The organism is Lentzea californiensis (genome assembly GCF_024648825.1).
GTDB classification, from domain to species: domain Bacteria; phylum Actinomycetota; class Actinomycetes; order Mycobacteriales; family Pseudonocardiaceae; genus Lentzea; species Lentzea californiensis.
In genome coordinates this window covers 1-25,300 of sequence record NZ_JANBBE010000001.1, presented here as the reverse complement: position 1 = coordinate 25,300, position 25,300 = coordinate 1, and the positions used below count along the sequence as shown (strand labels likewise).

The 25,300-nt window shown below is 68.5% G+C and carries 33 protein-coding genes; 16 read left to right on the top strand and 17 right to left on the bottom strand.

Annotated elements, in window-relative coordinates; genetic code table 11:
- The first annotated feature begins 6 nt into the window (after positions 1-6).
- Together LX88_RS00160 and LX88_RS00155 are read left to right on the top strand one after the other, a co-directional pair.
- Positions 7-1,398 carry a WS/DGAT/MGAT family O-acyltransferase gene (locus LX88_RS00160; RefSeq protein ID WP_258945901.1) on the top strand — a complete coding sequence of 464 codons (1,392 nt, stop codon included), beginning with the start codon at positions 7-9 and terminating at the stop codon, positions 1,396-1,398.
- Positions 1,395-1,886 carry a DUF6912 family protein gene (locus tag LX88_RS00155; RefSeq protein ID WP_258945900.1) on the top strand — a complete coding sequence of 164 codons (492 nt, stop codon included), beginning with the start codon at positions 1,395-1,397 and terminating at the stop codon, positions 1,884-1,886. The genes LX88_RS00160 and LX88_RS00155 overlap by 4 nt, the downstream gene beginning before the upstream one ends.
- On the opposite strand, the gene LX88_RS00150 is transcribed toward LX88_RS00155, so the two are convergent.
- Positions 1,883-2,707, bottom strand: coding sequence for a GNAT family N-acetyltransferase (locus tag LX88_RS00150; protein ID WP_258945899.1), 825 nt, complete (start codon positions 2,705-2,707; stop codon positions 1,883-1,885). The two genes, LX88_RS00155 and LX88_RS00150, sit on opposite strands and share 4 nt — an antisense overlap.
- A gap of 2 nt (positions 2,708-2,709) precedes the next feature.
- Positions 2,710-3,096: a VOC family protein gene (locus LX88_RS00145; protein ID WP_170176182.1), complete on the bottom strand. Its 387-nt coding sequence runs from the start codon at positions 3,094-3,096 to the stop codon at positions 2,710-2,712.
- Between the two features lie 36 nt (positions 3,097-3,132).
- Here LX88_RS00145 and pruA point away from each other — a divergent pair, with 36 nt between their 5' ends.
- Entirely contained in the window at positions 3,133-4,761 is a 1,629-nt protein-coding gene (pruA, locus tag LX88_RS00140; RefSeq protein ID WP_258945898.1) for an L-glutamate gamma-semialdehyde dehydrogenase, read from the top strand.
- Here pruA and LX88_RS00135 read toward each other — a convergent pair whose 3' ends face one another.
- Genes LX88_RS00135 through aroA form a run of 4 tightly spaced genes read right to left on the bottom strand, consistent with a single transcriptional unit; the run spans position 4,762 to position 8,013 of the window.
- Positions 4,762-5,289 carry a DUF3558 family protein gene (locus tag LX88_RS00135; protein WP_258945897.1) on the bottom strand — a complete coding sequence of 176 codons (528 nt, stop codon included), beginning with the start codon at positions 5,287-5,289 and terminating at the stop codon, positions 4,762-4,764.
- On the bottom strand, positions 5,286-5,741 hold the full coding sequence (locus LX88_RS00130) for a hypothetical protein (RefSeq protein WP_258945896.1): 456 nt from the start codon (positions 5,739-5,741) through the stop codon (positions 5,286-5,288). The genes LX88_RS00135 and LX88_RS00130 overlap by 4 nt, the downstream gene beginning before the upstream one ends.
- The gene (gene rsgA, locus LX88_RS00125; RefSeq protein ID WP_258945895.1) at positions 5,738-6,742 is read right to left on the bottom strand and encodes a ribosome small subunit-dependent GTPase A; all 1,005 of its coding nucleotides are present in this window, start codon (positions 6,740-6,742) and stop codon (positions 5,738-5,740) included. The genes LX88_RS00130 and rsgA overlap by 4 nt, the downstream gene beginning before the upstream one ends.
- Positions 6,743-6,744: 2 nt before the next feature.
- Complete coding sequence (gene aroA, locus LX88_RS00120; RefSeq protein WP_258945894.1) at positions 6,745-8,013, bottom strand: 3-phosphoshikimate 1-carboxyvinyltransferase; 1,269 nt, start codon at positions 8,011-8,013, stop codon at positions 6,745-6,747.
- 84 nt (positions 8,014-8,097) lie between these two features.
- On the opposite strand from aroA, the gene LX88_RS00115 reads away from it, so the two are divergent.
- From LX88_RS00115 to LX88_RS00100, 4 genes are all read left to right on the top strand, one after another.
- Entirely contained in the window at positions 8,098-8,826 is a 729-nt protein-coding gene (locus tag LX88_RS00115) for an SOS response-associated peptidase (RefSeq protein WP_258945893.1), read from the top strand.
- The gene (locus tag LX88_RS00110) at positions 8,823-9,434 is read left to right on the top strand and encodes an alpha/beta hydrolase family protein (RefSeq protein WP_258945892.1); all 612 of its coding nucleotides are present in this window, start codon (positions 8,823-8,825) and stop codon (positions 9,432-9,434) included. Before LX88_RS00115 ends, LX88_RS00110 begins: the two co-directional genes overlap by 4 nt.
- Positions 9,435-9,444: 10 nt before the next feature.
- Positions 9,445-9,987, top strand: a complete 543-nt coding sequence (locus LX88_RS00105) for a DinB family protein (RefSeq protein WP_258945891.1) — start codon at positions 9,445-9,447, stop codon at positions 9,985-9,987.
- Positions 9,988-10,116: 129 nt separating this feature from the next.
- The gene (locus LX88_RS00100; RefSeq protein WP_258945890.1) at positions 10,117-10,608 is read left to right on the top strand and encodes a hypothetical protein; all 492 of its coding nucleotides are present in this window, start codon (positions 10,117-10,119) and stop codon (positions 10,606-10,608) included.
- A 75-nt stretch (positions 10,609-10,683) separates the two neighbouring features.
- Here the strand turns inward: LX88_RS00100 and ybaK are convergent, their stop codons facing one another.
- On the bottom strand, positions 10,684-11,160 hold the full coding sequence (ybaK, locus tag LX88_RS00095) for a Cys-tRNA(Pro) deacylase (protein ID WP_258945889.1): 477 nt from the start codon (positions 11,158-11,160) through the stop codon (positions 10,684-10,686).
- Positions 11,161-11,210: 50 nt separating this feature from the next.
- Between ybaK and LX88_RS00090 the strand changes: the two genes are divergently transcribed.
- Both LX88_RS00090 and rsrA read left to right on the top strand, forming a co-directional pair.
- The gene (locus LX88_RS00090) at positions 11,211-11,885 is read left to right on the top strand and encodes a sigma-70 family RNA polymerase sigma factor (RefSeq protein WP_245982674.1); all 675 of its coding nucleotides are present in this window, start codon (positions 11,211-11,213) and stop codon (positions 11,883-11,885) included.
- The gene (gene rsrA / locus LX88_RS00085) at positions 11,882-12,142 is read left to right on the top strand and encodes a mycothiol system anti-sigma-R factor (RefSeq protein WP_090067361.1); all 261 of its coding nucleotides are present in this window, start codon (positions 11,882-11,884) and stop codon (positions 12,140-12,142) included. The genes LX88_RS00090 and rsrA overlap by 4 nt, the downstream gene beginning before the upstream one ends.
- A gap of 72 nt (positions 12,143-12,214) precedes the next feature.
- On the opposite strand, the gene LX88_RS44515 is transcribed toward rsrA, so the two are convergent.
- Positions 12,215-12,289, bottom strand: a complete 75-nt coding sequence (locus LX88_RS44515; protein ID WP_369809028.1) for a 50S ribosomal protein bL37 — start codon at positions 12,287-12,289, stop codon at positions 12,215-12,217.
- A 55-nt stretch (positions 12,290-12,344) separates the two neighbouring features.
- Between LX88_RS44515 and LX88_RS00080 the strand changes: the two genes are divergently transcribed.
- Complete coding sequence (locus LX88_RS00080) at positions 12,345-13,823, top strand: PAS domain-containing sensor histidine kinase (protein WP_258947573.1); 1,479 nt, start codon at positions 12,345-12,347, stop codon at positions 13,821-13,823.
- 153 nt (positions 13,824-13,976) lie between these two features.
- Here LX88_RS00080 and LX88_RS00075 read toward each other — a convergent pair whose 3' ends face one another.
- Both LX88_RS00075 and LX88_RS00070 read right to left on the bottom strand, forming a co-directional pair.
- Positions 13,977-14,231, bottom strand: coding sequence for a WhiB family transcriptional regulator (locus LX88_RS00075; protein ID WP_015104912.1), 255 nt, complete (start codon positions 14,229-14,231; stop codon positions 13,977-13,979).
- Positions 14,232-14,479: 248 nt separating this feature from the next.
- Positions 14,480-15,415: a diacylglycerol/lipid kinase family protein gene (locus tag LX88_RS00070; RefSeq protein ID WP_258945888.1), complete on the bottom strand. Its 936-nt coding sequence runs from the start codon at positions 15,413-15,415 to the stop codon at positions 14,480-14,482.
- A gap of 251 nt (positions 15,416-15,666) precedes the next feature.
- On the opposite strand from LX88_RS00070, the gene LX88_RS00065 reads away from it, so the two are divergent.
- The 3 genes from LX88_RS00065 to LX88_RS00055 all read left to right on the top strand — a co-directional run bounded on the left by LX88_RS00065 (position 15,667) and on the right by LX88_RS00055 (position 17,837).
- Positions 15,667-16,086 carry a hypothetical protein gene (locus LX88_RS00065; RefSeq protein ID WP_258945887.1) on the top strand — a complete coding sequence of 140 codons (420 nt, stop codon included), beginning with the start codon at positions 15,667-15,669 and terminating at the stop codon, positions 16,084-16,086.
- A gap of 82 nt (positions 16,087-16,168) precedes the next feature.
- The gene (locus LX88_RS00060) at positions 16,169-16,879 is read left to right on the top strand and encodes a S1 family peptidase (RefSeq protein WP_258945886.1); all 711 of its coding nucleotides are present in this window, start codon (positions 16,169-16,171) and stop codon (positions 16,877-16,879) included.
- A 142-nt stretch (positions 16,880-17,021) separates the two neighbouring features.
- On the top strand, positions 17,022-17,837 hold the full coding sequence (locus LX88_RS00055) for an SAM-dependent methyltransferase (RefSeq protein WP_258945885.1): 816 nt from the start codon (positions 17,022-17,024) through the stop codon (positions 17,835-17,837).
- A gap of 77 nt (positions 17,838-17,914) precedes the next feature.
- Here LX88_RS00055 and LX88_RS00050 read toward each other — a convergent pair whose 3' ends face one another.
- The 3 genes from LX88_RS00050 to LX88_RS00040 form a co-directional block, all read right to left on the bottom strand.
- Positions 17,915-18,340, bottom strand: a complete 426-nt coding sequence (locus tag LX88_RS00050; protein WP_258945884.1) for a DUF5684 domain-containing protein — start codon at positions 18,338-18,340, stop codon at positions 17,915-17,917.
- 124 nt (positions 18,341-18,464) lie between these two features.
- The gene (locus LX88_RS00045) at positions 18,465-18,938 is read right to left on the bottom strand and encodes a GNAT family N-acetyltransferase (RefSeq protein WP_258945883.1); all 474 of its coding nucleotides are present in this window, start codon (positions 18,936-18,938) and stop codon (positions 18,465-18,467) included.
- Positions 18,938-19,534: a histidine phosphatase family protein gene (locus tag LX88_RS00040; RefSeq protein ID WP_090067366.1), complete on the bottom strand. Its 597-nt coding sequence runs from the start codon at positions 19,532-19,534 to the stop codon at positions 18,938-18,940. Before LX88_RS00040 ends, LX88_RS00045 begins: the two co-directional genes overlap by 1 nt.
- 68 nt (positions 19,535-19,602) lie before the next feature.
- On the opposite strand from LX88_RS00040, the gene LX88_RS00035 reads away from it, so the two are divergent.
- The 3 genes from LX88_RS00035 to LX88_RS00025 all read left to right on the top strand — a co-directional run bounded on the left by LX88_RS00035 (position 19,603) and on the right by LX88_RS00025 (position 22,830).
- Entirely contained in the window at positions 19,603-19,767 is a 165-nt protein-coding gene (locus tag LX88_RS00035; protein ID WP_258945882.1) for a hypothetical protein, read from the top strand.
- A 125-nt stretch (positions 19,768-19,892) separates the two neighbouring features.
- Positions 19,893-20,048, top strand: a complete 156-nt coding sequence (locus LX88_RS00030) for a hypothetical protein (protein ID WP_258945881.1) — start codon at positions 19,893-19,895, stop codon at positions 20,046-20,048.
- A 121-nt stretch (positions 20,049-20,169) separates the two neighbouring features.
- A complete protein-coding gene (locus tag LX88_RS00025) occupies positions 20,170-22,830 on the top strand; it encodes an alpha/beta hydrolase family protein (protein WP_258945880.1) in 2,661 nt (886 codons plus the stop codon).
- Between the two features lie 180 nt (positions 22,831-23,010).
- Here the strand turns inward: LX88_RS00025 and LX88_RS00020 are convergent, their stop codons facing one another.
- The 4 genes from LX88_RS00020 to LX88_RS00005 all read right to left on the bottom strand — a co-directional run bounded on the left by LX88_RS00020 (position 23,011) and on the right by LX88_RS00005 (position 24,867).
- On the bottom strand, positions 23,011-23,511 hold the full coding sequence (locus LX88_RS00020; protein WP_258945879.1) for a GNAT family N-acetyltransferase: 501 nt from the start codon (positions 23,509-23,511) through the stop codon (positions 23,011-23,013).
- Positions 23,508-23,777, bottom strand: coding sequence for a type II toxin-antitoxin system TacA family antitoxin (locus LX88_RS00015; protein WP_258945878.1), 270 nt, complete (start codon positions 23,775-23,777; stop codon positions 23,508-23,510). The genes LX88_RS00020 and LX88_RS00015 overlap by 4 nt, the downstream gene beginning before the upstream one ends.
- Before the next feature lie 336 nt (positions 23,778-24,113).
- Positions 24,114-24,440: a tyrosine-type recombinase/integrase gene (locus LX88_RS00010; RefSeq protein WP_258945877.1), complete on the bottom strand. Its 327-nt coding sequence runs from the start codon at positions 24,438-24,440 to the stop codon at positions 24,114-24,116.
- Between the two features lie 100 nt (positions 24,441-24,540).
- Positions 24,541-24,867, bottom strand: a complete 327-nt coding sequence (locus LX88_RS00005; protein ID WP_258945876.1) for a hypothetical protein — start codon at positions 24,865-24,867, stop codon at positions 24,541-24,543.
- Positions 24,868-25,300: the final 433 nt, after the last annotated feature.

The following is a 25,300-nucleotide window of genomic DNA, read 5'->3' as shown; positions in this document are numbered from 1 at the left end:
GGGTGCATGCCGGACCGCCTGTCAGCGCTGGACGCCTCGTTCCTGTACCTGGAGGACGCCAAGACGCCGATGCACGTCGGCGGGGTGGCGGTGTTCCGGCGGCCCAAGGCGGGCTTCGACTACGACAAGCTCGTCGACCTCATCGAGCAACGCCTCAGCCTCGTGCCGCGCTACCGGCAGAAGGTCGTGCACGTCCCCGGACGCATCGCACGCCCCGTGTGGGTCGACGACCCCGACTTCGACGTCACCTACCACGTTCGCCGCAGCGCCCTGCCCAAACCGGGCAACGAGACGCAGCTGCACGACCTGATCGCGCGCCTGATGTCGCGCCCGCTCGACCACTCCCGCCCGCTGTGGGAGATCTACCTGGTCGAAGGCCTGGAGAAGAACCAGACAGCGGTCATCACCAAGACCCACCAGGCCATGATCGACGGCATCGCGTCGCTGGAGATCGGCCAGGTCATGCTGGACGTCTCGCCGACGCCGCGCACGAACGTCGAGAACCTCTGGATGCCGCAGCCCGAGCCCGGTGCGCTGCAGCTCGTGGCCGACGCGGTCACCGACATCGTGCACAGTCCCGGCGAGCTCGTGGAGAACGTCCGCAGCGCCGCGCTCGACACCGTCAACACGGTCGAGAAGGTCTTCAACGCGTTCAGCGTGCTCGCCTCGGCCGTCCGCACCGCCGCGACGCCCGCGCCCGGTTCCCCGCTGAACGTCCGCATCACCTCGCCGCAGCGCCGGTTCGCCGTCGCGCGCGCCCAGCTCGACGACCTGCGCGCCATCCGCAAGCAGCACGGCGGCACGGTCAACGACGTGGTGCTCGCGGCCCTGAGCGGCGCCCTGCGCAACTGGCTGCTCAGCCGCGGCGAGAACGTCACCGGCAGTACCACGATCCGCGCGATGGCCCCGCTGAGCGTCCGCGAGGCCGACCCGGACTCGGGCAACAACGTGAGCGCCTACCTGGTCGACCTCCCGGTCGGCGAGCCGAACCCGGTCGTCCGCCTGCACCACGTGAGCCACGCGATGCGCGCGCACCAGGAGTCCGGCCAGTCCGTCGCCGCCGACGCGCTGGTGAAGGTCTCCGGCTTCGCCCCGCCGACGTTGCACGCGCTCGGCGCACGGGCCGCGAGCTCGTTCAGCCGCCGGCTGTTCAACGTCATCGTCACCAACGTTCCCGGCCCGCAGGTGCCGCTGTACGCGGCGGGGGCCAGAATGACCGAGATCTTCCCGGTCGTCCCGCTCGCCAAGAACCAGGCGCTGGCCATCGGGGTGACGTCGTACGACGGCGGTGTGTACTTCGGTTTGAACGGCGACCGCGACGCCATGTCCGATGTGGACGTTCTCGCGACCATGGTCGAGGAGTCGGTGGAGGAATTGATGGGGACGGCGAGCGCATGAGGGTCTACATCCCGGCCACGGTGCCGATGCTGCGCGCGTTCGTCGACAGCGGCGAACTGGCTCCGGTCACCGGCACGGCGTTCGCGCTGACGCCGGCGTTGCGCGAGTCCTACGCGGCGGGCGACACGGAGGAGCTGGAGTACGCGGCGATGCTGGATGCCGCCCGTGCTTCGCTGCGGCTGCTGGCGGCGGACGAGAAGGCAGAGCCGCGGCGCGCGGTGCTCGCGGTGGACATGGACGACGTGACGTTGCGCCCGGACCTCGACTTCTCGGTCGTGAAGGTCGGCGGTTCGTTCACCCTGAAGGACGTCGCCGCCGTGCACCTCGACACGGCCGAGGCCGAAGAGGACGTGCGCGCGGCCGCGGACGTCATCGACGCGGCGGACCTGGGCGACCCGGACGCCGAGTTCGCGCTGGGCAGCGCCGAGGACCACGAACTGGCCTGGTACGCCGCCCAGGAGCTCCCGTTCGTCCTGGAACTCCTCTAACGACGCTGGTCGTGCACCTCGGGCAGCTGGTCGAACCCGGCTGCCCGGTAGGTGGCGACGGCGCCGACGTTCGAGCTCGGCGTGCAGACGAGCGCGCTCGACGAGCCGAGCTCACGCAGCGCTGACGCCGCGGCGAGGGTGATCGCCGTGCCGAAACCCCTGCCCCGGTGGTCGTGGTGCACGCCCATGGGTTCGATCAACCCCGGCCTGCCCGGCCCGGCCGACCACACCGTCACCGCCGCCACCGCGTCACCTCGGTCGAAAGCGACCAGGCTGCGGGCGTCGGCGTACGGCGAGCCGATGGCCATCGCGTGCCAGCGCTCCTCGGTGAACGTCGACTTCTCGAACGACGCCCGGATCACGGCGGCGTGCACATCGGCCTGGTCATGGCCGATGACCTCGACCCGCACGCCGGGATCCGGTACCGGGACACCGAGATCGCGGCGCAGCGGCGTCCACGGCACGTCGGACCGCCAGCCGCGCTCGAACATCAGCTCCTGGAAGCGCGTGCCCCACGGGGACTCGACGTACACCGTCCCGGCGGGGAGGACGCCGCGTCCGGGAGTGCTGACGTCGTCGGCCAGCCGCCGTGCGAGCTCCTCGTCGGCGCGGGCGTCCGGCGCGATCGTGAACCGCAGCAGGTCGGCGCCGTCCAGCAGCCCGACGGCGACGATCCGCCCGTCGCCACGCCAGATCCGGATCGCCTCATCGGTCGCCTTGGCGCCGAAACGCCGGTACCAGCCCAGATCTCCTGGATGGAGCTGGAACGGCAGGTCGTCGCGCTGCCACTCCCGCAGCGCCTGCACCGCTTCGTCGAGCACGGTCACATTCCCTCTGCCGGTTCCCACAGCTCGATGCGGTTGCCCTCGGGGTCGACGCACCACCCGAACATCCCGAACTCCGAGTCCTCGGTGTCGGGCAGCACCTCGACGCCGCGCGCCTTCAGCTTGGCCATCAACGACACCAGGTCGTCCACGCGCAGGTTCAGCATGGTGCGCTGGTGGGGCTCGCCGATGTACTCCGTGTCCTGCGCGAACAACGCCATCGTCGTCGTGCCGGGGAACTCGTTCGTCGCCGTGTCGAGCCAGTGGAAGGTGACGGTGCCCTTCTCGCTCATCGGAACGCCCAGGTTGTCGCGATACCAGGCGGCCAAGCGCGCAGGATCCCTTGAACGCAGGAAAACCCCGCCGATGCCAGTCACCCGCGCCACCCGACGGACCCTACTACCGCGTGCCACGATGGGGGAATGGACGCAGTCACGTCTGCACCCGAACCGGTCAACGAGCCCGTGCGCACCTATGCACCCGGTAGCGCCGAACGGGTCAGCCTGCAGGCACGCATCGCGGAGCTCGAAGGCACCACGCACGAGCTGACGATGACCATCAGCGGTGAGCAGCGGATGGGCGGTGGCGACCGCATCGACGTGGTCCAGCCGCACGACCACAGGCACGTCCTCGGCGTGACGGCGCAGGCCACGAACTCCGACGTCGCCGATGCCATGCGCGCCGCCCAGCACGCCGCACCGGGCTGGCAGGAGCTGCCGTTCGACGAGCGGGCCGCGGTGCTGCTGCGGGCGGCCGACCTGCTCGCGGGGCCGTGGCGCGACACCCTCAACGCCGCCACGATCCTCGGCCAGTCGAAGTCCGTGCAGCAGGCCGAGATCGACGCGGCGTGCGAGCTCATCGACTTCCTGCGCTTCAACGTCCACTTCGGCCGCCGCATCCTCGAGGAACAGCCGGTCTCGTCGCCGGGCGTGTGGAACCGGATGGACCACCGGCCGCTCGACGGGTTCGTCGTGGCGATCACGCCGTTCAACTTCACCGCCATCGCGGGCAACCTGCCGCTGGCGCCCGCGCTGATGGGCAACGCGGTGCTGTGGAAGCCGTCGCCGACGCAGCAGCTGGCCGCGCACTTCACCATGCGGCTGCTCGAGGAAGCGGGCCTGCCACCAGGCGTGATCAACCTCGTGACCGGCGACGGCCAGGCGCTGAGCCAGGTCGCGCTGCGGGACAGGTTCTTCGCCGGCCTGCACTTCACCGGCTCCACCCGCACGTTCAAGGCGCTGTGGCAGACCATGGCGGGCAACCTCGACAACTACCGCGCCTACCCGCGCGTCGTCGGCGAGACCGGCGGCAAGGACTTCGTGCTGGCACACGCCTCCGCCGATCCCCAGGCGCTCGTCACCGGGCTGGTGCGCGGTGCTTTCGAGTACCAGGGCCAGAAGTGCTCAGCGGCCTCGCGGTCCTACATCCCTCGGTCGTTGTGGGAGGGCGGCGTGCGCGAACAGCTGCTCGACGTGACGAAGTCGTTGTCCTACGGCGATGTCACGGACCTGTCGGTGTTCGGCGGCGCGGTGATCGACCACCGCGCGTTCGCCAAGCACGAGGAGGCGTTGCTGATGGCCTCCGCGTCCACTTCGGTCGAGGTGCTGGCAGGCGGCTCGTGCGACGACTCGGTGGGCTACTTCGTCGACCCGACCGTGCTGCTCGGCACCGACCCGCGCCACGACATCTTCACGAGCGAGTACTTCGGCCCGATCCTGGCCGTGCACGTCTACGAGGACGCGGACTACCCGAAGATCATGGAGACCATCGACACCTCGACGCCGTACGCGCTGACCGGCGCCGTCTTCGCGCGCGACCGTGCCGCCATCGAACAGGCACACCGCGCGCTGCGGTTCGCCGCGGGCAACTTCTACGTCAACGACAAACCGACCGGTGCCGTCGTCGGGCAGCAGCCGTTCGGCGGGTCGCGCGGTTCCGGCACCAACGACAAGGCGGGCTCGATCTACAACCTGCAGCGGTGGACGAGCCCGCGCGCCATCAAGGAGACCCTGGTGCCGCAGACCGATCACCGCTACCCGCACATGGGGTGATCAGGCCGCGACGAGCCGCTTGAACGCCGTCTTCGCCTTGCCCAGCGCGATCTGCGAGACCTGGGCCGAGTTGGCGTTCGGCAGGCTCACGATGACCTTGAACGACTCGGTGGCGTTGACCGCGACGAGGTAGGTGCACTCCATGACGCCGGGCCCGGTGTTGAACGACACCGCGGCCGAGTGGCCCTGGATGAGCATTTCCGGCGCCTTCTCCGGCTTCTCGTACGCGTCCGCGAACGCCACCAGGACGAGCATGTCCGACTCGGCGCCCGTGCCTTCCTGCCACGCGCAGGACCTCGGCAGTTCGGGGTGCGGGCCCGGTGGGCCGGCCAGCGGGGTCTGGAAATCCGCCGCGGTCAGCATCAGACACGGATCGGCGGGGAGTTTGCTCGGCGTGTCGATCCGCGGCGACGTCGTGACGACCGTCGTCTCGGTGGTCGTGGTCGTCGTGGTGGTGGAGGGCGCGGTCGCGACGGGAGTGGACGCGCAGCCCGCCAGCAGGAGCAGCAACGGCAGCAGACGCTTCACTTCGGGAGCCTTTCCAGCGCTTTCGCCGCCAGTCCCTGCGTGACCTGCCCGACCAGGTTGAGGTCGTGGTTGCGCTGCAGGACCTTCAGCCCGATGACCTGCCCGTCCTTCACCTCGAGGACGGCATCGCACGTCACCTCGCTCGAGGAGTCGACGCACTTGCGTGTCAGCGGCCGGTCGCCGACCACGCCGCCGTAGCCGCCGTCGGACAGCAGCTTCTGCGACTCGTCGGCGTACTTCGCGCTCAGCAGCGTGAGCCGCACGGTCAGCGAGTCGAACGGGAAGTCGCAGGACCGGTCGGTCCTGGTGGGAGACCCGTTCATCTGCCCCGCGTCGCCGGAGGCGAGCAGCGTGCAGGGGTCGACCTCCGTGAACGCCGGTGCCTTGGGCTCCTGCGGGGCCGAGCACGCGGCGAGAGCGACCAGCAGGGGCAACGTCCAGCGCATGCTCATGATCCGTCCGTGTAGTCGTCCATGCCGGCACGGGACGCGAGCAGCCGCCGCAACGACGTCAACCGCCCCGGCGCGTCCGGCACGAGCTCGTCCAGCATGCAGCCGGGGTCCTCGGGTGAGCCCAGGTGGCCGCAGCCGGGCGGACACTCCTCGGCGGCCTCGGCGAAGTCCGGGAAGGCCTTCACGATGTCGTCCGGCGTGATGTGGGCGAGGCCGAACGAGCGGATGCCCGGCGTGTCCACGACCCAGCCGCCCTCGGGCAGCCACAGGGCGACGGCCTGGGTGGAGGTGTGCCGGCCCTTGCCCACTCCGGACACCACGCCCACCGCGCGGTTCGCGTCCGGCACGAGCTTGTTGACCAAAGTGGACTTGCCGACACCCGAGTGGCCGATGAGGCACGACACCGTGTTCGTCAGCCGGGCGCGCAGTTCGGCGGGCTCCTCGTCGGACCGCGTCACCACCACCGGCACGTCGAGCTCGGTGTACAGCGCCAGCAGCGAGTCCGGCGATGCCAGGTCCGACTTCGTCAGGCACAGCACCGGTTCCAGGCCGCCGGCGTACGCGGCGACCAGGCAGCGGTCGATGAAACCCGTGCGCGGCGGGGGATCCGCCAGCGCGACGACCATGATGAGCTGGGACGCGTTCGCGACGACGACCCGTTCGAACGGATCGGTGTCGTCCGCGGTCCTGCGCAGCACCGAGGTCCGCTGCTCGACGCGCACGATGCGGGCCAGCGTGTCCCGCTCACCCGTCGTGTCGCCGACGATGCCGACCTGGTCGCCGACCACCACGGGCGTGCGGCCCAGTTCGCGTGCGCGCATCGCCGTGACGACGGCGCCGGACTCCATCGCGCACGTCCAGCGGCCACGGTCGACACCGATGACCATCGCGGTCTCGGCGTCGGAGTGTTCCGGCCGTTTCTTGGTGCGTGGGCGCGTCCCCTTGCCGGGGCGCACGCGCACGTCGGACTCGTCGAGTTTGCGCCAGTCCTGCTTGCTCACTTCTACGCGCCCCCGGTGAGCATGGCGTCCCACATGCCAGGGAAGTCGGGGATCGTCTTGGTGGTGCTGCCGATGTCGTCCACCGACATGCCCGGCACCACCAGCCCGATGATCGCGCCCGCGGTCGCCATCCGGTGGTCCGCGTAGGCCTTCCACACACCGCCGTGCAGGGGAGCGGGGTCGATGACCAGGCCGTCCTCGGTCTCGGACGCGTTGCCGCCGACCGCGTTGATCTCGTTGACGAGCGCGGCGATCCGGTCCGTCTCGTGGCCGCGGATGTGCGCCACGCCCCGGATGGTCGTGCGGCCCTCGGCCAGCGCCGCGAGCGCGGCGACGGTCGGGGTGAGCTCGCTCTCGTCACGCAGGTCGATGTCCACACCGGACAGCTTCGCCGGGCCCCGCACGGTCAGGCCGCGCTCCGACACCTCGACCGCACAGCCCATGCGCTCGAGGATGCCGCGCACCGCGTCGCCGGGCTGGGTCGTGGCGGCGGGCCAGTGGGGAATCGTCACCTCGCCACCGGTCACCGCGGCCGCCGCGAGGAACACCGTCGCGTTCGACAGGTCCGGCTCCACGTGCCACGTGCGCGCCTTGATCACACCGGGCTCCACGCGCCACACATCCGGCACGCTGGTGTCCACCTCGACGCCGACCGCCCGCAGCGTCTGGACCGTCATGTCGATGTGCGGCAGCGAGGGCACGGGCTTGCCGTCGTGCCGGATCGTGACGCCCTTGTCGAACCGGGCGGCGGACAGCAGCAGCCCGGACACGAACTGCGACGAGCCCGACGCGTCGATCGTCACCTCACCACCGGGCACCGATCCCGTGCCGTGCAACGTGAACGGCAGCGCGTCCCCGTCGATCTCGACGCCCAGCGACCGCAACGCACCCAGCACGGTGCTCATCGGCCGCGTCCGCGCGTGCGGGTCGCCGTCGAACCGGATCTCGCCCTCGGCCAGCGCGGCGGCGGGCGGCAGGAAGCGCATGACCGTGCCCGCGAGACCGCAGTCGACCTCCGCCGGCCCGCGCAGCAGACCGGGCAGCACGTCCCAGTCGCCGTCCTCGCGATCGGTGATGCCGGCGCCCAGCGACGAGAGCGCGGCCGTCATCAGCACCGTGTCACGGCTGCGCAGCGGCGCGTGGACCGTGGACGGCCCGTCGGCCAGTGCCGCGAGGACCAGAACGCGGTTCGTGATCGACTTCGAGCCGGGCACCGGCACCGTCGAGTGGACTGGGCCGGACGCGCTGGGGGCTGACCAGTGCTGAGTCATGCACGAATGATCCCGCATCGGCCTTGGCAAGCTCGCACAGGTGTTCCGGTCGTGGGACAATTGGGACTTCGGAGGTGATCGGTTTTGTGTGGTAGGTACGCCTCCACCAAGGACCCGGCGCTGCTGGCGGCCGAGTTCGACGCGGTGGACGGGACCGGCGACGAGGCACCGGGGGCGGACTACAACATCGCCCCCACCAAGCGCGTCATGGCCGTGGTCGAGCGCCGGCCCGAGGACGAGGAGCTGGAACGCGCCATCCGCGTCATGCGCTGGGGTCTCGTCCCGCACTGGGCCAAGGACCTCTCCGGCGCGGCCAAGATGATCAACGCTCGCGCCGAGACCGTGCTGACCAAGCCCGCGTACAAGCAGTCGGCGATCAAGCGGCGCTGCATCATCCCCGCCGCCGGTTGGTACGAGTGGCAGCCGGGCGAGGGGCGCAAGCAGCCGTACTTCATCTCGCTCGGGGACGACACGTCGCTGGCCATGGCGGGCCTGTGGTCCGTGTGGTGGAAGGACGACGTGCCGACCGTCACGTGCGCCGTGCTCACCACGGAAGCCATCGGCGCGATGACCGAGGTGCACCACCGCATGCCGTTGCTGCTGCCTCCTGACCGCTGGTCGGCGTGGCTCGACCCGGCGTCGCTCGACCCGAGCGAGCTGCTGGCCCCCGACCCGTCGATCGTCGAGGCGCTCGAGCTCCGTCCGGTGTCGACCGAGGTGAACAGCGTGAAGAACAACAAGCCGTCCCTGTTGGACCGCATCTCGCTCACCGAAGACGAGAAGCCCTCACCCGCGTTGTTCGAGCCGTCATGACCACGCTGTTGGTGGACACGCCGCACGGCCCCGCGCGGGCCTCACTGCACTGTGCCCACGAACCGCGTGCAGCACTGCTCCTGGGTCACGGCGCCGGTGGCGGCGTCGAGGCCCCGGACCTCGTCGCCGCGTGCCGCGCCGCCAACTCGGTCGGCGTGCACGTGGCGCTGGTCGAACAGCCCTACCGCGTCGCGGGCCGGCGTGCCCCGGCGCCGGCCGGCCAGCTCGACACGGCGTGGATGGCGGTCGTCGAGGACCTGGGTGAACGCTGGTTCGACGGCCTGCCCCTGGTGTTCGGGGGCCGGTCGTCGGGCGCGCGCGTGGCCTGCCGGACCTCGGTCGAGGGGCAGGCCGTGGCGGTGCTGTGCCTGGCGTTTCCCGTGCACCCGCCGGGCAAGCCGGAGAAGTCGCGGATGGCCGAACTCGACGGCGTCGAGGTCGCCACGCTGGTCGTGCAGGGGGAGAACGACCCGTTCGGTCAGCCCGGCGGCGGCCACCACCGCGAGGTCGTGCTGCTCAAGGGCGACCACTCGCTGAAGGCGTCCGTCGGCGACGTCGGCCGGTCCGTAGGTGAGTGGCTGGACCGCGTGCTGCGGCCGCTGGACTAACGTTCGGCGCATGACGGTCTTCGATGAACAGGGCAGGCCAGAACCGCCGATGGGCGGCGACGAGCTCGCCACACTCAAGGGCTTCCTCGAGTTCCACCGCGCCACCCTCATGTGGAAGATCGAGGGTCTCACCGCGGAGCAGCTCAACGCGACCGCCGCGAAGTCCGCGATGACCCTGGGCGGGATGGTCAAGCACCTCGCCTACGTGGAGCAGCAGTGGTTCCGCGTCGTCCTGCACGACCGCGAGCCGCTGGAACCGTGGGCGAGCGTCGACTGGAAGACCGACAACGACTGGGACTGGTGCTCGGCCGCCGACGACACGCCGGAGCAGTTGCGCGCGTTGTGGCTGCGCGCTGTCGACGGCGCCAGGAAGGACCTCATCGAGGCGCTCAGGCGTGGCGACCTGAGCCAACCGGCGAAGCGAGCGCCGTGGCGTGACGGGCGCACGCCCAGCCTGCGGTGGATCCTCAACCACATGATCGAGGAGTACGCCCGCCACAACGGTCACGCCGACCTGATCCGGGAAGCGATCGACGGCCAGACGGGGGAATAGCGCGCTGGCCGAACGGACACACCATCGGCCGGAAGTACGACAATTCTTCGCCGCGGCAACCGAATGCGCATTGATGGCGTTACCCAGGTCGTAAGGGGAACACCAATCGAGACGTATTCGGGGAGACACGTGAACTCGTTCCGCAACACCGCACTGGCGCTGGCCGGTGCCGCCCTCCTGTCCGCCGCGGGGCCGACGACGGCGCAGGCCGCCGACGTCGCACCGTGGTGCACCGGGGACGACCTGGTGATCAGCGCGCACGACATGCGCCCGAACGGGACCACGAACAAGGGGCACGTGGTCAGGTTCACCGCCGTCGAGGGCGTCACCTGCACCATCGGCGGCAGCGTGAGCAACCTGCGGTTCCTCGACGCCGAAGGCGCGGACATGAACGTTCCGCTGACCGGTGGCCAGGGCGAATACAGCGAGGCGACCGTCCACGGGTTCTACTCCGCGGTCCTCTACGTGGGGTCGCGGATCAGCGGCCCGCACGTGACCCCCGCGTCCATCCAGTTCGACCTGCCCGGCAAGGGCAGCCTCGGTGACCGGGTCACCGTCGCGTGGCCGTCGTGGATCGGCGCGCCCGTGCAGGCCGGCAACATCGGGTGGCCGGTCAGCTAGTGGCGTGGCTCAGAACGTTGCCGCGAGGCGCCCTGCTGAGCGTGAATTACCCAGTCAAGGTTCTGAGCCACGCCACTAGGCACTGATCCGCGCGACCACCGCAGTGGTGAGTCGCACCAGTTCGGCCGGCGCGATCTCGACTTCGAGACCGCGCCGGCCGGCACTGCAGAACACCGTCTCGAATTGCAGGGCCGATTCGTCGAGCACGACCGGCAGCCGCTTCTTCTGGCCGAGTGGAGAAATACCTCCGGCCACATAACCCGTGGCGCGCTCGGCGTCGGCGACGACGGCCATCTTGGCCTTCTTGCCCTTCAACGCCGCCGCGAGGCCCTTCAGGTCGAGTTGCACCGTCACCGGTACGACGCCGACCGCGAGCTTGCCGTCCACCTCGGCCACGAGCGTCTTGAAGACGCGTCCCGGCACCAGCCCGAGCGCCTCGGCCGCCTCCAGCCCGTAGGACTCGTGGCGGGGGTCGTGCTCGTACGAGTGCAAGGTGTGCGCCACCCGCTGCTTGTCCAGCAGCGCTGTGGCGGGGGTCCCACGTCCGGCCATGCGGAATTACTACCAGCACCTCGGTTGTTACTCAGAACGTGGCAACGAACATGCTTGAGCGGTCACGCGTAAAGTCAGTCCCGACCCAGAACCTGTGGGAAGGGAGCGCGGTGCCCGCCACCGGCACGACAGAGACGACGGCGGAGCGCGCTGCACGTTTCGAGCGCGACGCGATGCCCATGCTCGACCAGCTGTACTCGGCTGCCCTGCGCATGACGCGCAATCCGGCGGACGCCGAGGACCTGGTGCAGGAGACGTTCCTCAAGGCCTACTCGGCGTTCGCGTCCTTTTCGGAGGGCACGAACCTCAAGGCCTGGTTGTACCGGATCCTGACGAACACCTACATCAACGGCTACCGCAAGAAGCAGCGCCAGCCGATCCAGCAGCCGACCGACGAGATCACGGACTGGCAGCTGGCGCGAGCGGAGAGCCACACCTCGTCCGGGCTGCGCAGCGCCGAGGTCGAGGCACTCGACAACCTGCCCGACAGCGACGTCAAGGAAGCATTGCAGCGGTTGCCGGAGGAGTTCCGGATCGCGGTCTACCTCGCCGATGTCGAAGGCTTCGCGTACAAGGAGATCGCAGACATCATGGGCACCCCGATCGGCACGGTGATGTCCCGGTTGCACCGGGGCCGGCGCCAGCTCCGCGACATGCTGGCGGACGTCGCCCGCGACCGCGGTTTCCTCCGTAGCGGCAACGGCAGCAACGGAGACGCGTCATGAACTGCGGCGAACCCCACGACACCGACTGCTCAGAGGTGCTGTCCGAGGTCTGGCTGTTCCTGGACCAGGAATGCGACAAGACCCGGCGCGCGGCGCTGCAGACGCACCTCGACGAGTGCCATCCGTGCTTGGAACAGTTCGGGCTCGAGGAGCACCTCAAGGCGCTGCTGGCCCGCAAGTGTGGCGGAGACTACGCGCCCGCCGATCTGAAGGCGCGCATCCGAGCCACGATCGTGGAGATTCGCACCGAGGACTGAAAGCCTCAGCAAGACCCGAGCAAGACGAAAGGCCCTGGTCACCGTGGTGGTGTCCAGGGCCTTTCGCAGCACTCAGGCGTTGGGGCGCTTGCCTCGGTTGGCGCCGCCCTTTTTGCGGTCGCGGCGCTTGCGAGCACGCTTCGACATGGGAGTCTCCTAGGATCAAGAACTGCTTCATCCACCAGTTTCTCATGGAGGAGTTCTGAGCACGCTCACGGACCTGCTGGCCGAGCACACCAAGCTCTCCGGCGCCGCCGTCGACCACCTCCAGCTGGTGGTCGCGGAGTGGCAACTCCTCTCCGACCTCTCGTTCGCGGACTTCGTCATGTGGGTTCCGCTCGAAGAGGGCAAGTTCCTCTGCGTCGCCCAGGCGCGTCCCACGACGGCGCCCACGGCCCACCCCGAGGACGTCGTCGGCAGCGAGGTCGACACGGAGGACCACCCGCAGCTGCGCCGGGCCATGGACGAGTCGCGGATCTGCCGCGAGGAGGACCCGCGCTGGCACCTGGGCGTGCCGGTGCGGCGCGAGACCATCCCGGTGCGGCTGGGCACGCAGGTCATCGCCGTGCTGAGCCGCAGCACCAACCTGGCGGTGCCGCGCGTGCCGTCGCCGTTGGAGATCTCCTACCTCGGCAGTGCGGCCGACCTGTGCCAGATGATCGCGGACGGCACGTTCCCCGCGCCCGAACCCTCGCCGGACGTGCACACCAGTCCGCGCGTCGGCGACGGCCTGATCAGGCTCGACCCGTCCGGCGCGGTGGTGTTCGCCTCGCCGAACGCGCTGTCGGCCTACCACCGCATGGGGCACGCGTCGGACCTCGTGGGTGTGCACCTGGCGCCGTTGACGCGCAGTCTCATCGGCGACCCGTTCGACGCCACCGAGGTAGCTCAGCGCATCAGGCAGGCGCTGGACGGCCAGCCGTCGATGCGCATGGAGGCCGAGTCACGCCGTGGTGCCGCGGTGCTGTTCCGTTCTTTGCCCCTTAGGCCACGCGGGCAGGCCGCAGGCGCCATCGTGCTGTGCCGCGACGTCACCGAAGTGCGCCGCCGCGACCGCGCGTTGATGTCCAAGGACGCGACGATCCGCGAGATCCACCACCGGGTGAAGAACAACCTGCAGACCGTCGCAGCTCTGCTGAGGCTGCAAAGCCGCAGGTTGAGCAACCCGGAGGCGAAGGAGGCACTGGCCGAGTCGGTTCGGCGTGTGACCTCCATCGCACTGGTTCACGAGACGCTGTCGATGAGCGTCGACGAGCGCGTCGACCTCGACGACGTGGTCGACAAGGTCATCCCGATGATGAGCGACGTGGCGGTCACCGAGACCCAGGTCAGCGTGCGCCGCGAGGGTGGGTTCGGCATCGTGCCGGCCGAGATCGCCACCCCGCTGGTGATGGTGCTGACCGAGCTCGTGCAGAACGCGTTCGAGCACGCCTACGCCCCTGGCCAGCGCGGGGAGGTCGTCGTGCATTCCGAGCGGTCCGCCAAATGGCTCGACGTGACGATCACCGACGACGGCAAGGGCCTTCCGCAGGGTTTCTCGCTGGAACGCACCGACCGGCTGGGCTTGCAGATCGTTCGGACCCTTGTTGATTCCGAATTGAGAGGCTCTTTGAGCTTGCGGCGAAGGCCCCGAGGCGGTACTGAGGCGGTCCTGCGCGTGCCGCTCAGAGGGCGGCGCTAAACTAACGCCGTGCACACGTGACGGCCAGCCTCAGCGGTCTCACGTGGTCATGCGGGAGGGTGTGCAAACAAAGAAGCCCGACACCTGGCACGGTGTCGGGCTTCTCCTATAAGGATCAAACGCTGTTTAGCTGGTTCGCGGCTAACTGCCTGGTCAGGCGTTGCTGCGGGCCCGCGTGCGGGCGTTGCGGCGCTTGAGGGCGCGGCGCTCGTCTTCGCTCATCCCGCCCCACACGCCGGCGTCCTGGCCGCTCTCGAGTGCCCACGCGAGGCAGTCGGAGACGACGGGGCAGCGGCGGCAGACGGTCTTCGCCTCGGCGATCTGAAGCAGCGCGGGACCACTGTTCCCAACGGGGAAGAACAGCTCGGGGTCCTCGTCGCGGCAGATCGCGCGGTGGCGCCAGTCCATTGGAACTACTCCTCAGCGAGTGGGCGCGCACAAAGGCACGCCGGTTGTCAGCGGTCGTTTTTGGGGTGCTTGTGAATGCTTTCACGAACGGCTGGGATGTCAAGGGGTAACCACTGACCCGGTGAGTGAACTCACCCAAAAGATCGACAGCGTTCACCTGGGGTTTCACGCTCTGCTGTCACTCGACTGCAGTACATCCCGGCTGGGTACCGAGACGGTCACGAACTGATCACGGACTGTAAAGGTCCTTACAGGGCAACAGTCAACGCGTCCGGGACCGCCCGGAACTCCACCGCCGTGGTCGTTCCGAGGAAATCTCCGTCGACCTGCAGGTTCGCCGGCTCCTCGCACTTCACTCTGACATAACCCACGTCATCACGCCGAACGAGATTCCCGCCCTTCGGATTACCCGTCGCGAGGACCTGGGCGATGTAGCGCCCGACGGTGGGTACCCGCAAAGTCCTCAACGCACTCAAACCCAGGCCGCCGTCGAACGACGTGCTGGGGTTGAGCTGGATCGCCTTGTCGCCGAAGTACGTCCACGGGTCGGTGTTCGACACGAACACCATGCCGACGTCGTCGAACGGCGCCTCGTCCGGAATCTCGACGGTGAAGTGCTGCGGCTTGCGCACGAGCTGCGCGTACGCCCCGAGGGCGACGCTCAAGTACAGGGCGGGACTCGCGTTGCGGCCCTTGGCGCGCTTGTGTTCCACGCCGGCGACGACGTCGGCGTCGAGGCCCATGCCCGCGTTGAAGGTGAACCAGCGGCCGTTCTCGATGACGTCCGCGAAGACCTGACCGAGGCCGATGCGCCGCCTGGTGCTGTGCTCGATCGCCTGCAGCAGTACGTGGGTGGCCTCGACGGGGTCACGCGGAATGCCGAGCGCGCCCGCGAAGACGTTGGCCGAACCGCCGGGCACGACGCCCAGCATCGGCTTCTCGGGCCGGGGGCCGCCGCGCAGGATGCCGTTGACCACCTCGTTGACCGTGCCGTCGCCGCCGTGGGCGATGACCAGGTCGAACCCGTCCGCCGCCGCCTGGTGGGCGGCGTCCGCCGCGTGGCCGCGGTAGGAGGTCTCGATGACCTCCAGCTTCACGTCGCTCGCGAGTGCGTGCGCCAACACGTCACGACCCGCCGGCGTCGTTGTAGTCGCCTGCGGGTTCACCACGAGAAGAGCGCGCACTACTTGAGAGTAAGACAGTGCGTGACCGTCCGCGGCTCGCATGTCCTCCCTCAGGGTGGCTACAGCCTCACGAAAGTGGCGAATATCTCCCTTCCGTCAGCACCGCGTTCACCTCGCAGCCGAGTGCACCCCGGACGACCGCCGGCTCGCTGAAGGCCCCTTGATCTTCCCGCGCGAGACGCGCTGGGAGAGCCCTCCAACCGGGTGGCCTACGATCCGTGACCAGTACAGAACGTGATGAAAGGTCTCCCGTGACCACTCAGCTCCAGGCGCCGCCGCGCGCGGTGCGCATCGCGTCCGCGCTCACCTTCGTGCAGGCCCTGGGCGGCATCGCGCTGGCCGTCGCGCTCGTCATCCGGGTGATCGGGGGATCGACGCCCGCCGGCCCGATCCTCGGCGCCGCCGGTGTGCTCGTGCTCTGGTTCGGCGGAGCGCTCCTCGCGACGGTCCTGTTGTTCCGCGGCCACCACGGCGCTCGCTCGCCCGTGATCGTCACGCAGCTGCTGCTGCTCGGCTGCGCCTGGTACGCCTACGGGCCTTCGGAGCAGCCGCTGCTCGGCTCGCTGGGCGGCATCTACTGCGTCGTCGTTCTCGTCTTCCTGTTCACCAATGACGGCCGCAAGTGGGCGATGGGCTTCGACGACGTATCGGAAGACGACAAAGCCGACTAACGGAGGGTGGTCACAGTCACACGGCCGGGTGAAGCTGTGAGTGGTTGCTTAACCACTCCCTGCACTCAGAAGGTGACCAACCATGCGTTTGACCATTGCGATCGCGGGCGCCGTCCTGGCGGCTCTCTCCCTCGCTCCTGCCACTGCCACGGCCGCTCCGGAGAACCCGGACATGCAGCCGATGATCATTGGCGGAAGCTACGCCCAGAACTTCCCCTACGCGGCGCGCTTGTTCGCCAACGGGCGGGAGAACTGCTCCGCCACGAAGATCGCTCCCAACTGGATCCTGACGGCTGAGCACTGCGTGGCGAGCAGCGCCACCTACACGTTCCGCGCGGGCAGCCTGGACCAGACCTCCGGTGGCCAGATGGTCACCGCCAGCCAGATCATCAAGCACCCGTCGGCCGACCTGGCGCTGGCCAGGGTCTCGCCGGCGATGTCCGGCCCGTTCGCCCCGCTCGTCGCGAACGTCACGGCCGGCCAGACCGTGCAGCTCTACGGCTGGGGTGCCACGTGCACCAACCAGCCGGAGATCAACTGCCAGTCGCGCTACCTGAAGGTCGCGAACACGCGCGTCACGACCACCAACGGCCGTGACTACCGCGGTGGCGTCGCCATCTCGGTGACCAGGGTCGACGGCATCGCGGCCGGCGGTGACTCCGGTGGCCCGATGTTCGCCAACGGCCGCCAGGTCGGCGTCGCCTCGACGTCGGACCGCTCGACGCGTTCCAACTACACCAGCGTCAACCACGGCCCCTACCGCAGCTGGATCACCCAGTACGCGGGAGTCTGACGCACCCTGCTCGACCAGCGGTAACCCTGCGATGGCCCCCGGCTCCGGCCGGGGGTCATCACCCTACGTGACCACTAATGGTGGATGGACACGAACGGAGTAGCCAGTTACCGTGCCTCCAGCGTTCGCGCCGCTCGGGAGCATGGTGAGGTGCCCAGTGCAGGACGGCCCGCAGCGGGTGACGACAAAAGGCGATTCCGAACGCCCGAACGTGGCTCGGCTGTTCGACTACTACCTCGGTGGAGCGCACAACTTCGCGGTCGACCGCGTGCTGGCCGAGCAGATCATCCAGAAGTTCCCCGTCGCCGAGATGGCGCGCACGATCAGGTCCTTCTCGCGCCGCGTGGTGCGCCTGTGCGTCGAGGAGTACGGCATCCGCCAGTTCCTCGACCTGGGCAGCGGCATCCCGACCGCCGGCAACGTCCACGAGGTCGCGCAGTCGCTCGACCCGTCGTGCAACGTCGTCTACGTCGACAGCGACCCGGTGACCGTGGCCCACGCCCGCACGATGCTGCGCGACAACCTCAACGCCGCCATCGTGCAGTCCGACATCTGCGACGTCGGCGCCGTGCTGCGGCACCCGGAGACCCGCCGTCTCATCGACTTCACCCAGCCGGCCGCCGTGCTGATGGTAGGCGTCCTGCCGTACGTCGCCGACGAGCCCGCGGGCGTCATCGCGCGCTACCGGGCCGCGTTGTCCGAGAGCAGCGTCCTCGCTCTGACACACCTCACGAAGGACGTGGAACCGGAACTCGTCGGCCGGCTGGTCGGCCTCGGGGACGACATGGGGTCGACGCTCGTGCCCCGGTCCAAGCAGGACGTGGAGGAGTTCCTCTGCGGCCTGAAACTGCTGGAGCCCGGGCTGGTGCTCGCCGCCCACTGGAGGTCGGACGGCGAACTCCCCGGTACGTCCGCCGCCGCCGACGCGTCGACGTACGGCGCCGTCGGAATGGTCTGACCGTTCCCGGACATGACGAAGGCCGGGCCCGAAGTACAGGGTGACTTCGTGGCCCGGCCTGGCCGTGGTCAGGCGTGTCAGCCCCGGTACGCGCCCTGGGCGCCGACGAGAGCCGCCGGGCCGCGGTACTGCGCGTTGCCGAAACCGAGGATCGCGTAGCCGACGATGCTGAACAGCCAGAGGCCCACGATGCCGAAGACGGCGTCCTTGCCGAACGACTTCGCGATGTCGATCGACAGGATCGCGAGCACCACGACGTTCACGCCGGGGATCAGCAGCAGGACGGTCCACCAGCCGGGACGGCCGCCGATCTGCGTCATCACGTAGAGGTTGTAGATCGGCACGATGGCAGCCCAGCCCGGCTGGCCGGCCTTCACGAACGTCTTCCACATGACGACGATCGCGATGACGATGATGATCAGGCCGATGATGCCGAAGACGGCGAGCGTCCCGAGCAGTGCGGCGGTGTCCGCCTCGGTGAGAGTCGGCTGTGACGGGTCCACGGACTTTCCTTCTTTCCACGCTTGCTTGTGCCGGGGGATCGGCTGCGGGGACGCTGCCAGGGACGTGGACCCGTCCTGTGTGGAATTCCCTTTTCGTGAGCCTTTTGAGACCTTCCGTCAACCTTCAGCGTGCAGAGCCGAGCCTGACCAGGGCTTCGTCCGCGACGCGCATCGTCGTCCACTCGTCCATCGGCACCGCGCCCAGCGACTTGTAGAAGCCGATGCTGGGCTCGTTCCAGTTGAGCACCCACCACTGCAGGCGGGTGTAGCCCTTCGCGACGCACTCCTGGGCAAGCGCTTCCAGGAGCTGCTTGCCCAGACCGTTGCCGCGCTGGTCCGGCGTGACGTAGAGGTCTTCGAGGTAGATGCCGTGCACGCCGTCCCACGTCGAGAAGTTCAGGAACCACAACGCGATCCCGACGACCTGACCGTCCACTTCGGCCACGTGGCCGAACAGCGCGGCGCTCTCGTCGAACAGCGCGGTGTGCAACTGTTCCGCGGTGAGGTGGCACTGCTCGGGCGCCTTCTCGTACAGCGCCAGTTCGTGGACCAGGCCCACGACCGCGTCGACGTCACGCGGTTCGACCCGCCGGATCATCACACCTCCCACGCGGGCACGTTGAGCCTGCGCACCTGCGGGTCGCCCCGCTCGTCGCCCAGCTGGCAGATGCCGGCGGGATCCAGTCCGAAGTGGACGCCCTGGTCGGGCGCGAGGCCCAGCCACGCCGCGATCAGCACTCGGCTGAAGTGCCCGTGGCCGACCAGCACGACGTCGCCGCCGGGCAGGATCTTGCGGACCTCGCCGAGCACCTTGCGCGCCCGGTCCTGCACCTCGGCGTGGGTCTCGCCGTTCGGCATCGGGTGCGACCACACCGTCCAGCCGGCCACGCGCTCGCGGATCTGCGGCGTGGTGATGCCCTCGTAGTCGCCGTAGTCCCACTCGGCCAGGTCCTCGGTCGTCGCGCTGACCTCCAGGCCGGCCAGCGCGGCCGTCCTGGTGGCGCGCTTGCGGGGACTCGTCAGCACGAGTGCGGGTGCTTGGTCGGTGCCTCTGAGCCGTGCGAGCGTGGCGCCCGCGCGGCGTGCTTGCTGCTCGCCCTCGGGCGTCAGCTCGATGTCAGTGCGTCCCGTGTGCCTGCCGCTTTCGGACCACTCGGTCTGGCCGTGACGCAGCAGGTAGAGGTGGGTGCTCACCTGTTCGATCCTAGGCAGTGACGGGGAGCACGTTTGGAGGAGTCCTGCTTCGAGGTACCCAGCGCGCCATGACCGCCGAGCACCCCCACCACGGCGCCCCCGACGAGGTCGACGCCCAGGAGATCCGCGAGGCCTTCGGGGTTCGTGTCGCACGCATCCGCACGGAGCTGACCTCGACCTGGAACAAGCTGAGCCAGAACGAGCGCGACACGGGCCCCAGAGGGCGAGCCTGATTCGCGCGAAAATCCCTGGGCACCGGACGCCGGTGGCATTTCGGCTGTGCTCGAAATGCGGGCGCACTGCCGGGACCGCCTGCTTTCCTGGGAAGTCCTGATCGCAGTTCTGAGGGGGAATGACGATGGGGTACGTGCTGGATTGGCAGGGGCTCGCGGAACCGCACCGGATCGGGTCCGAGGAGCGCGGCGCGGCGATGGGGAGCGTCGTGTCCGTGCTGGAGTCGACCTGGACCACCATCTTCCGGGCGGAAGAGGTTGAAACCCAGGCCTTGGGCTGAACGGCGTAGTACTCCCGGCTGGTTGTCGTTTTGATTGGCGGATTCCGCCGGAATCGCGTGCCGGGTGCTGTGCGACGTCGCTAGAACGGAGTGGATCGTCCTTTTTGAGGGGGACCCGCTCATGCGTCGCACAATCGCGTTCTTGATACCCGTTCTGCTGGCCGCGGTACTACCGGCGTTGCCCGCGTCGGCTGCGCCGGAACCACCTTCCTCGCCTGGCTGGACCGTCTCCGGAGACGTGATCCGGTGGACCACCTCCACGCCCGTGCCGTTGCTCGACGCGGGCGTGGAGTTCTGGGAGGGCGACCGGTTCCTGGGACGTGCCCAGGAGTCGGCGAACCTGCGGTCCTTCACGCTGAAGGCCGCGCTGACCGACCCCGCCGCGCTCCAGGTGCGGTCGGCGGGCAAGCGCCTGGACGTCGTGCAGCCGCCGACGGCCGGCCTGTCCGTGCCCGAACTGCCGGCGTTGCAGCCACCGGCGGACGTGGATCCCGGCACACCGGGCCCGTACGCCACCAGCACCGGCGAGTACGCGCTCGACTCGATCAGGCTGCCCGAGTACGCGGCGCCGATCGAGATGGAGGCCGTCGTCGTCGCGCCCAAGGGTGCGCCGGGCAAGCGGCCGTTGGTGCTCTTCCTGCACGGCAGGCACTTCACCTGCTACAGCGGGTCCGATCCGAACAACATCCAGATGAGCTGGCCGTGCCCCGCCGGTTCGACGGCCGTGCCGAGCCACAAGGGATACCTGAAGGCGCAGCGGTTGCTGGCTTCGCAGGGTTATCTGACGGTGTCGATCTCCGCCAACGGTGTCAACGCCCAGGACTCGTTCGCCGCCGACGCGGGCGCACAGGGCCGTTCGTCGCTGGTGCGCCACCACCTGGCGAAGTGGGCGGACTGGGCGTCCGGCAGGGGCACCGTGCCCGCGGCCGTGAAGGCCGCACCGGCCGCCGACATGGCGAAGGTGCTGCTGGTGGGCCATTCGCGTGGCGGTGAGGGCGTCAACCGCGCCGCCACCGACAGCCTCACCCCGCCACCCGGCGACACCGGGTTCAGCGGCCCGGTGCGCTGGAACATCCGCGGCGACGTGCTGATCGGCCCCACGATCTTCGGCCACAACCCGGCACCGGACGTCCCCTCGGTGACGTTCCTGCCCGGCTGCGACGGCGACGTCTCCGACCTGCAGGGCCAGGTCTTCGTGGACCAGACACGCGGCCTGAGCCGTGGCGACGCGTTGCACAGCGCCCTCTACATGGTCGGCGCGAACCACAACTACTTCAACAGCGAATGGACGCCCGGCCAGGCGGAGGCGCCGGCGATCGACGACTTCTGGCCGGGCCAGCAGCCGGACCCGCTGTGCACCCCGGGTGCCCCGACGCGCCTGACCGCCGACCAGCAGCAGACGATGAGCGCCACCTACCTCGCGGCGTCCGCGCGCCTGTTCCTCGGCCGCGACGAGTCCGTGCTGCCGCTGCTCGACGGCTCCGGCGTCCGCGCGCCGTCCGCCGACCCGGCCCGCGTCCTCTCGCACGCCATCGGAGGCGACCGCAAGTCGTTCGTCGTGCCGGACGGCGCCACCCAGGCGTCCGGCAGCGCGCGGATCTGCCAGCAGACGTCCCGCGACGCCGCTCTTGCCTGCAGCGCCACGCGCTCGCCGCACTTCGTCGGGTTCCGCGGCGCGGTGGCACAGCCCGAACGCCTGTCGGTCGCGCTGAAGTGGTCGGTCGCGGGCCAGGCCGGGGTGGTCACACCTTCCGCACCGGTGTCGCTGAACGGCTCACGCGACCTGGCACTCCGCCTGGCCGTTCCGCCGAACGCCGCGGCCACCCGCTTCGACGTCTCCGTGATCGACCACAGTGGACGTAAGCACTCGCTCGGGTCCGTCTCGGTGACCGGTCTGCCCGGATCGGATCGCACCAGTTCGTTGTGGGCGCAGGAAGTTCGCGTTCCACTGCCCTCGGGTGTCGGGCGCGTGGCTTCGCTGGAACTGGTTCCCTCGTCTCCGGCCGGCGAGGCTTGGCTGATCGATGCCTACGGGTGGGACCCGGGACTTGTCCCGGTGGTTCCCACGCGTCTGGCCCGTGTCGACGCCGTCGTCACGCTCGTCGACGAGGGCGACTCCGGCGCGCAGACCCGCAACATCGTCGTCACGGCCGGTGGTAACGGGACTCGCGTGATCAGGCTCTTCTACACCGAGGCCGGCGGTCAGCCCGCGACGAAGCTCGTGACGCTCAAGCCGGGTGAGCAACGGGCCGAGGTGCCGGTTGGCTATGCCGGCAACACGAGGTGGAGCTTCGACGTCTGGCATCCCGTGTCCGTGCAGGCGATCTCCAACGCGGTCGTCGGTTCCGCTACTGGTGGTCTGCTGGTGCTCAACGACGATCCTGCGCCTGAGGTGACTGTCGCTCCTGTCGCGGACAGCGTGGTGGAGGGTGGTGCGCTGAAGTGGAGGCTGAGCCTGTCTTCGCCGGTCGACTCGGCGGTTGCGTTTGGTGGGGTGCCTGTGGTGCCTGCCTCTGGGGCTGAACTGTCCACTACGGACGTTGATGCCGAGTGGCTCCTGCGGAACTCGGGTGAGGAGGCGTTGCCTTCCCGGCCGTTGTCCGCTACTCAGCTTGGGATTCATGCCGTTGTCCGTGCTGGTGAGACATCGGTTGAGTTCGAGGTGCCTACCGTTGTCGATGCCGCGGTCGAGGGGGAGGAGCAGGTTCGGCTGCGGTTTGAGGGGATCTCGGTCACCGGGACGGACTTCGAGGTGATCGGCAAGGTTCGGGAGGCGGCGTAATCGCGACTGCCCGGAACGACGAACGGCGCCGCTTCCCTTCCAGGGGAACGGCGCCGTTCAGCAAGACCAGGAAGGGCTCAGTCCCTGCTCGGTCTCCCAGAAAGTCTTGTCGATTGTCCGGGAACATGCCTTGAACTGCACTTGCGGGTCCTGACCAGGGAGGTGAGTGTCTGAGTTAGTTCACGGACCGAGCGCATGACGCACCGCCGCGATTTTGATCACGAGTCTGCGCGGATTGTCCTTCACAGGCTGAAAATCGTACCGCTGGTAGAACTTCGCTGCCGTGTCATCGATCGCATCAACCACGATCAAACGACCGGACGCGACATTAGCCGCCTCGACCATCCTGCTCAGAGCGTCATGCAGCAGTTCTCCGCCTAGCCCCTGGCCATGCAGGCTTTGATCAAGAGCAAGCTCGGCCAACAGGTATCCAGGTATGACGGCGAGGCCGGATGCAAGCTTGCTGGACACCTCGTCTCGCTTAACCACATGGGGAGTGATCGCGTAGTAAGCCACCACGTGATCACTGTCGGCGTCAGTCCAGACGTAGGTTCGAGCCGTTCCCCGGTTGGCCGCGCTCATGGCGTGACCCTTCAGCCACTCGTTCAGTACGGGCACGCCGCAGTCGAACTCGTGAAGATCGTGATGTGCGTCCAGGGATGCGGAGGTCCACGCGGTCACTTGCGTACATACCTCCGGTCACGCTGACTGAGCCGTGCCAAGGCGGGTGCGGAGTCGACTGTGTCAAGTGCCGCCATTAGTGCGTCAAACTGCTCGGCCGGCATGAAGGTGACATCCTCGCGTGCCAGGATGTCATCCGCTGCTGTAGCGGCTGCTTGTACGACGAACGAACTCACTGACTCGCTGGTCAACTTGGCTGCTCGCTCGATGCGGGCCTTGACCTCTGGGTCCAGCCTGAAGTCGAGGCGTGCTTCCTTGATCGACATCTCGCCACCTCTCCTTGCCCACCCGTCGATCCATCGCTATCCACTGTACGGTGTTTGTACGGAACTCGCGAGGGTCTTCGGCCGCGGGCGGAAACACGACCGTTCGCCATGGTGACCACGATCGATCTGGTTTCGACGAGGCAAGAGGGTCTGCAGAAGCTACGGAATCCCGTGTTCGCCGGTCTAAGGGCCGTTGAACGGCCCAGGAGAAGAAAACGACGCTGACCGACGAAGAAGGTTTCGCTGGTCAGCGTCGTTTACAAGACTCTGAGCTCAGCCCTGCTTGGTTTCCCAGAAAATCTTGTCGATTTGTCCGGGAACATGATCTGAGCTGCGCTAACGGCTCTCGGCGGGGACTTGGGCCGTCTCCGGGCCGTCACTGTGGAGCTGGGCCAGGAAACCATCGATCACGCCCTTGGTCCGCGGGATGTTCTCGGGGATGAGGTGCGTGTACGTCGCAAGGGTGAACGCGGGGTCCGCGTGCCCGAGCAGTTCCGACACGGTTTTGATCGACTCGCCGCCGTCGAGCAGGACCGAGGCGTACAGGTGGCGCAGGTTGTGCATGCCGTTCTCGTACCGGCCTGCGGGCACCTCCGCCCCGACGAGTGCGGGCTTCCAGTAGTTCCGGTCGAAGTCGTTCGCCCGGATCGGTAGGCCCCTCACCGAGCCATGATCAGCTCCACGGTCACCGGCCGCCTGGCGTTCCATGTGACAGGGTGATCCGAACTGGGCTCTAGATCCGTGTGTCGGCAGGCATGTGGGTTCAACCGTTCGGCGAGAGGCCAGACTTGCCCCTGTCGTCTTCAATCGCCTCACGCGGTGCTTGCTTACGGCTCGTCGCGGAGGCTTTGTCTGATCGGTTTTGACGTGTCACACGGGTCTGGGGAGCAGCTGTCGGAAATACGGCTCTCGCGATCTCCGCGATGTTCTCCGAGTCAGCCTTCTCCGCGAGGACACAAGTCTTCTTGTAGTCGTACCTGTGTTTGGCGATCGCGGCCGCAGCACTAGCGATCGCGCCAACGACGCTGATGATGACGATCTCGACGACCACCGAGGTGCCTTCCGCCTCTGGCTGGTCGGATGGGCGCATGCCTCAGCTCGACCAGCAAATCCGCTGGTTGAACTAAGACCGGCCCCGGTAGTCTGTTGAGGACACCCTGCAAGAGAGGCTGAACTTAGGTATTGCTGCCGGCGACTTGGCTAAACGGCCCGGCTATCCAAGCCCGCTGCGAGGGGCTCCGTGTAGGCCCGTGAGAAGGGCCGTCCTTCATGATCCATTTGAAGGAGCAGCGCCTACCGGGGCACTGCTACCCATACTGTCGGCCTTTGAGCGGGCCAACGTCAACAGTCTACCAGCGGCCAGATCCGTCGTCACGGAGTTGGGCCAGGAACCCGTCGATCACGCCCTTGGTCCGAGGGATGTTCTCTGGGATGAGGTGCGTGTACGTCGCAAGGGTGAACGCGGGGTCCGCGTGCCCGAGCAGTTCCGACACGGTTTTGATCGACTCGCCGCCGTCGAGCAG

Coding starts and splice junctions, on each gene's coding strand:
- LX88_RS00160 (WP_258945901.1), top strand. CDS start 7: ATGCCGGACCGCCTGTCAGCGCTGGACGCCTCGTTCCTGTACCTGGAG.
- LX88_RS00155 (WP_258945900.1), top strand. CDS start 1,395: ATGAGGGTCTACATCCCGGCCACGGTGCCGATGCTGCGCGCGTTCGTC.
- pruA (WP_258945898.1), top strand. CDS start 3,133: ATGGACGCAGTCACGTCTGCACCCGAACCGGTCAACGAGCCCGTGCGC.
- LX88_RS00130 (WP_258945896.1), bottom strand. CDS start 5,741: ATGAGCATGCGCTGGACGTTGCCCCTGCTGGTCGCTCTCGCCGCGTGC.
- aroA (WP_258945894.1), bottom strand. CDS start 8,013: ATGACTCAGCACTGGTCAGCCCCCAGCGCGTCCGGCCCAGTCCACTCG.
- LX88_RS00110 (WP_258945892.1), top strand. CDS start 8,823: ATGACCACGCTGTTGGTGGACACGCCGCACGGCCCCGCGCGGGCCTCA.
- LX88_RS00105 (WP_258945891.1), top strand. CDS start 9,445: ATGACGGTCTTCGATGAACAGGGCAGGCCAGAACCGCCGATGGGCGGC.
- ybaK (WP_258945889.1), bottom strand. CDS start 11,160: ATGGCCGGACGTGGGACCCCCGCCACAGCGCTGCTGGACAAGCAGCGG.
- LX88_RS00090 (WP_245982674.1), top strand. CDS start 11,211: ATGCTTGAGCGGTCACGCGTAAAGTCAGTCCCGACCCAGAACCTGTGG.
- rsrA (WP_090067361.1), top strand. CDS start 11,882: ATGAACTGCGGCGAACCCCACGACACCGACTGCTCAGAGGTGCTGTCC.
- LX88_RS00075 (WP_015104912.1), bottom strand. CDS start 14,231: ATGGACTGGCGCCACCGCGCGATCTGCCGCGACGAGGACCCCGAGCTG.
- LX88_RS00060 (WP_258945886.1), top strand. CDS start 16,169: ATGCGTTTGACCATTGCGATCGCGGGCGCCGTCCTGGCGGCTCTCTCC.
- LX88_RS00055 (WP_258945885.1), top strand. CDS start 17,022: ATGGTGAGGTGCCCAGTGCAGGACGGCCCGCAGCGGGTGACGACAAAA.
- LX88_RS00045 (WP_258945883.1), bottom strand. CDS start 18,938: ATGATCCGGCGGGTCGAACCGCGTGACGTCGACGCGGTCGTGGGCCTG.
- LX88_RS00035 (WP_258945882.1), top strand. CDS start 19,603: ATGACCGCCGAGCACCCCCACCACGGCGCCCCCGACGAGGTCGACGCC.
- LX88_RS00030 (WP_258945881.1), top strand. CDS start 19,893: ATGGGGTACGTGCTGGATTGGCAGGGGCTCGCGGAACCGCACCGGATC.
- LX88_RS00025 (WP_258945880.1), top strand. CDS start 20,170: ATGCGTCGCACAATCGCGTTCTTGATACCCGTTCTGCTGGCCGCGGTA.
- LX88_RS00015 (WP_258945878.1), bottom strand. CDS start 23,777: ATGTCGATCAAGGAAGCACGCCTCGACTTCAGGCTGGACCCAGAGGTC.
- LX88_RS00005 (WP_258945876.1), bottom strand. CDS start 24,867: ATGCGCCCATCCGACCAGCCAGAGGCGGAAGGCACCTCGGTGGTCGTC.